Source organism: Achromobacter sp. GbtcB20, from assembly GCF_019091095.1.
Taxonomy (GTDB): Bacteria; Pseudomonadota; Gammaproteobacteria; order Burkholderiales; family Burkholderiaceae_B; genus Achromobacter; species Achromobacter mucicolens.
This window is the reverse complement of the sequence record NZ_JAGXJZ010000763.1, coordinates 1-246: the sequence shown is the minus strand read 5'-3', so window position 1 is coordinate 246 and position 246 is coordinate 1. Positions and strand designations below refer to the sequence as shown.

Annotated in this window: 1 pseudogene; it reads right to left on the bottom strand. The window is 76.8% G+C overall.

From position 1 onward, the window contains the following. Positions 1-246, bottom strand: a pseudogene (locus KVT32_RS31025) (AIR synthase-related protein); the annotation flags it as partial.

Below are 246 nucleotides of genomic sequence, written 5' to 3'. Positions count from 1 at the left end.
GGCAGCGCATCGACGTCGAGCGTCGCGCCGACCCGGGAGGCCGCCAGGATGTGCGCCAGGTCGCCGGCCAGTCCGTCCGAGATGTCGAGCGCGGCCGGCGGCGCGCCCAGCCGCGCCAGCGCCTGTCCGAGCGCCACGCGCGGGGTCGGCATGTGCATGCGTTCGGCCGCCAGCGCCTGCGTTTGCGGATCGAGCGCGACCTCGTTCCAGTAGCCGGCCAGCGCCAGGCGCGCGTCGCCCAGCGTG